Below are 4,577 nucleotides of genomic sequence, written 5' to 3' on the forward strand. Positions count from 1 at the left end.
GAAAATAATCTTTTAATTCTAAAAAGATTCTAAAAAGAGTTCCAACGATATCAGAATATATAAAGCTTTGTTGTGCGGTTGGTTGGGAAGATTATATGAATTTCGAAGTTGCAGAAGAATCTTTAAACCAATCGCTGTTTGGTGTAATTGTCCAATACCATGGTGAAGTAGTGGGAATGGGCAGAGTAATTGGTGATGGGAGAATCTATTTTTACATTCAGGATATAGCAGTCTTACCTGAGCATCAAAACAAAGGAGTAGGCAAATTAATAATGGAAACTATCCAGGAATACTTAAAAGAAAACGCTCCAGAAAAATCATTTGTCGGTTTGTTTGCAGCACAAGGTAAAGAATCTTTTTATAATAAATACGGCTTTAAAAAGCATGAAGGAATGACAGGAATGTTCGGCGTAATTCAAGATAAGAATGTAAAGTAGGGTATCTATAACCTAACGAATAATGTTACTTCAATAGGGTCCCTATTTCAGTATAGGCAGTTTTGTATGGAGAATGAAGGAACCATTAATGATCCACGAATTAAATAACAGTGGCATCTACCGGGAGGCATTGTATGTTAGATAAATCGATTCCATATTTTAATGTCATTATGAAAAGAGCAGCAGGAACCCCTTTATCTCATTATGGATTACCAATTGGCTTTTCATTTGGCATGTATAAAGCTGGTATGGAAGAGGATTGGGCAGTAATCGAAGCATCAGTAGGTGAATTCAATACTGCTGAAGAAAGCCTCAACTACTTTAAAAATGAATACTTACCACAAACTGAAGAACTAAAACAACGGCTATTATTTGTGCTAAATCAAGAAGGGAAGCCAATCGGKACAATAACTGGTTGGTGGAACCATACTAGAGAGAAACGACACTCATCAATTCATTGGTTTGCAGTAATGAGGGAATATCAGGGGCTTGGAATTGGGAAAGCTCTAGTGGCTGAATGTATACGGGTTCTAAAAAATCTTGAAGGTGATGAGGATGTTTATTTACATACTCAAACTTGGAGCTACAAGGCGATTGCACTGTATTTGAAAGCTGGGTTTAATATTGAACTAAGTGAGACATTTTCTCTTTATCAAAATGAATATGAACAGGCGCTTCCAATATTACAGAATCTGTTGAACAACAAGCTACGCTAACGAGAAACTATAGATCCATGACAACAGGCTACCGAATTTATCGGTAGCCTGTTCAACTATCGGGCAGGAGAGTTCGATTAATACATAAACTTTCCCAATCTTGCATCAGAAATCGTAGTAGTATTAATTTAACTAAATGGAGGCAAAGGATGGGGTTCAAATTGAAAATTAGGACGGAACAATTAAGTGATTATGGTGAAGTGTTTAATTTGAATTATTTAGCTTTTGGGAATAGGGAGGATGAATCAAGACTAATTGAAAGAATTAGATTATCTGAAGGATTTATCCCTGAATTATCACTTGTAGCGGATGAAAACGACGAAATAGTAGGTCATGCTTTATTTAGCAAAGCACAAATTGTTGAAGAAGGAAATCGTCATGATGTCACAGTCCTTGCCCCTATTGCAGTATTGCCAAGCAATCAGAAAACAGGGATTGGTGGTAAATTAATTCAAGAAGGTTTAAAAAGATGTGAAGCATTAGGTTATGACTTTGTGTTCTTAATAGGACATCCAACTTACTATCCAAAATTCGGATTTAAGCCAGCGAGAAAATATGGATTTGAACTGAAGCAATTTAACGTACCTGATGACGTTTTTATGGTCTTTGAATTTACAGAAGGAAAGGTAAAAACAACAATAAAAGGTGAGTTGATGTATCCGAAATCATTCTTCAATTGACATATTAATTCTACAATTCATTCCGCTAAAGGTACACGTTTGTTCAATTCACAGGAATGGGAGGCTGCCGGCACGATCGGCAGCCTTTCGCTCACCTAACGGGCAGATATGCGCGGCACTTCCATGTTAAAATAATGGAAGGAAATAGAGGATGTGATACGAGTTTGCTTAAAACAGGGGGAAATAAATTGTATAAACACGTAATTTGGGATTTTGACGGTACTCTTTTTGATACTTATCCAGTAATGGGGAGAATTTTTAAAGAAGTTCTTGAAGAAGAAGGCATTTCAGAATCAGTAGATGAGATAGTGAAGCATATGAAAATATCTATGTCTCATGCTATAGAGCACTACGAAAAAAAATATCAAATAGATCGTATATTTATAGAAAAATATCATAAACAAAGAAATGAAACGGAAACTAATTTATCAAGACCTTTTGAAGGAATTGAAGAATTTTGTAAATACATTCATACAACTAATAGAAAAAACTATTTATATACGCATAGAGGAGAATCAGCAATCCAATTATTGAAAATGCACGGTTTATTTGATTATTTTTCTGATTTTATAACATCCCAACAAGGTTTTGAAAGGAAACCAAGTCCTGAAGCTATTACATATCTTATTAATAGACATAGTATCATCCATGCGGAAGCGATAATGATTGGTGATCGAGATTTAGATATATTAGCGGCAAAAAACGCTGGAATTCATGCTTGTTTTTTTACAAATAGAGATGAAAAAAATATTAATTCTGATTTTATGATAAGTAACATTCAACAGTTATATTCAATTGTTTAATACGTTTGAAATAATAAACAATACTTAGGCTGCCAGCACGATCGGCAGCTTTTCGCTCACCTAACCGGCAGGATGGTTAAAAAGCTTTCGCGAATACCCTACATATGGATTTACGAGTTTACAAAATAAGTACCAATCTAGGTACACGGAGGGGAAATATGCTATACGGACAACGAGTAACACTAAGGCGTGTTGTTGAAGAAGATTGGGAAAAGCGATATGAATGGCTGTCCGATCCTGTAGTTAACCGAACGTTACCATCAGGAAGTGGTATGCCCCTAACACCGGAAGTGGTCAGAGAACGTACACGGAAGTACGCGCAAACAGATCTATCATCTGTCTATTTTACCATAATAAAAGAAGACGGCATCCCGATTGGCAATACCCAATTGTTTAATATCCATCCTTGGTCCAAGCATGCGGAATTTGGTATTTGGATTGGGGACAAAATGGTATGGGGGCAAGGTTATGCTACAGAAGTGACAGGTGTTGTCCTGGATTTTGCATTCGAGCGTTTAAACCTTCATAAAGTGTATTTGACGGTAGATGCTGATAATCCTGGTGCTATTCGGAGTTATGAAAAGGCTGGTTTCAATAAGGATGGCATACTAAGAGACGAAGTCTATAAAAATGGTCAATATATCGATCGTATAATGATGAGTATTTTGAAGCATGAATACTTAAAACTATCTAGTTGTTCCAAATAACAAAGCATTTAGGAAAACCAGCCTGGAAGAAACTACGAAAGATAGTGTGCTTTCTCGAAAAATTGAATGTTAAGCTCCCTCATAGAATAAGGATTTTCTCACGAATGCTCGCTCATTCGCAGGATTTCAAGATGCATGGTAAATAGGAGTTCAGTTGTTTGGGTCTTGTGGGGCAGGTAGTTCCGTTAGAGCGCATGCGGGAACAGAAGGTGCTGAACTTMTTTACAACATCTTCCATAAAAATGGTATGCTGCACGCTTCTCTCCACAAGGYCCTTGGGGATTCACTCTCCCAAATCTCGACGGGTCTTTGCCCTCACATTCCTTCGTCCTATCTATCCAAGGTGTGGAGTCCGATCAACGTTAACGGAACGGGTCTATGCCCTAAAGCKTAAAAATCTCGGTACTCCGTGCTTTCTTTGTGARATCCTGCGAATRAGCCAATTTACGTGTCAGGGTTACGATWTACTTTTTATGCTGCTAACGGYAGTTGTGCTTTWTCTATGGAGAATGTTTGTCCTTCTTTTGCCATGGCTACAAGCATCCGGGCCAGTTTCCCAATCAGCTTCATCATGGACTGCATTTTCGTCATTCTTTTCACTTCGGTATTGTGCGCATGCATAGCTTGGAACGCTTCATTGAAAGATAACAGGTGAAACACAGTGAAGTAGAGATGTTTGCGCAGTAGTGAATTGCCTCGCTTGGTGAGCTTAATTTGCCCCTTATATTTGCCAGAACTTCGTTCTGCTAAGTTCAATCCTGCCTTGCGTAGTAATTGATTTCCGTGAGAAAGCTTACGTAAGTCCCCGCCAAATGCCAATATGGCAGCCGTTGCTGGAACGGAGGTACCGACAGAGCGAACGAGATCAGAACAAGGAATTTCAGGCAGTATCTTTTCAATCATCTCGTCCACTTCGTCAATAATTCGGCAGATCCTATCATACTCTTCGATGAGGTGGCTTAGCTCCCATTTGTCTTCTTCAAGGGCAGTAGTGTCTCCCACGCTATGTCTAGCGATCGATTGAAGTTCGAAGGCCTTGTTCTTGCCTCGCACTCCGCCTGGTCTGGCCATATACTCACCCCAAATCTGTACCATTTGCTCCGGAGTTAGCTGCAATAGGTCAGAAGGGGCTGGAAAGCGGCGCAAAGTGGCTAACGAGCGATCGCTAAAAATATCATCAAATGCTTGTCTGTATTCTGGAAACCGGATATCAAGCCAGCGGTGGATTCTATTC

The 4,577-nt window shown here is 38.6% G+C and carries 6 protein-coding genes; 5 read left to right on the plus strand and 1 reads right to left on the minus strand.

Going from position 1 to position 4,577, the window contains the following annotated elements:
• Window positions 1-26 precede the first annotated feature (26 nt).
• The 5 genes from AB4114_RS35555 to AB4114_RS35575 all read left to right on the plus strand — a co-directional run bounded on the left by AB4114_RS35555 (window position 27) and on the right by AB4114_RS35575 (window position 3,343).
• Entirely contained in the window at window positions 27-437 is a 411-nt protein-coding gene (locus tag AB4114_RS35555; protein ID WP_441992647.1) for a GNAT family N-acetyltransferase, read from the plus strand.
• A 134-nt stretch (window positions 438-571) separates the two neighbouring features.
• Complete coding sequence (locus AB4114_RS35560; protein WP_441992642.1) at window positions 572-1,153, plus strand: GNAT family N-acetyltransferase; 582 nt, start codon at window positions 572-574, stop codon at window positions 1,151-1,153.
• 149 nt (window positions 1,154-1,302) lie between these two features.
• Window positions 1,303-1,833 carry a GNAT family N-acetyltransferase gene (locus AB4114_RS35565; RefSeq protein WP_441992643.1) on the plus strand — a complete coding sequence of 177 codons (531 nt, stop codon included), beginning with the start codon at window positions 1,303-1,305 and terminating at the stop codon, window positions 1,831-1,833.
• A 188-nt stretch (window positions 1,834-2,021) separates the two neighbouring features.
• Complete coding sequence (locus tag AB4114_RS35570; RefSeq protein ID WP_441992644.1) at window positions 2,022-2,636, plus strand: HAD-IA family hydrolase; 615 nt, start codon at window positions 2,022-2,024, stop codon at window positions 2,634-2,636.
• A 158-nt stretch (window positions 2,637-2,794) separates the two neighbouring features.
• On the plus strand, window positions 2,795-3,343 hold the full coding sequence (locus AB4114_RS35575; RefSeq protein ID WP_441992645.1) for a GNAT family N-acetyltransferase: 549 nt from the start codon (window positions 2,795-2,797) through the stop codon (window positions 3,341-3,343).
• Window positions 3,344-3,814: 471 nt separating this feature from the next.
• Here AB4114_RS35575 and AB4114_RS35580 read toward each other — a convergent pair.
• Window positions 3,815-4,577: transposase (locus AB4114_RS35580; protein WP_441992646.1), on the minus strand; the 763-nt coding region annotated here is incomplete at its 5' end.

Origin of the sequence: Paenibacillus sp. 2RAB27, assembly GCF_052115445.1 — a bacterium.
In the GTDB taxonomy this organism is placed as follows: Bacteria; Bacillota; Bacilli; order Paenibacillales; family NBRC-103111; genus Paenibacillus_E.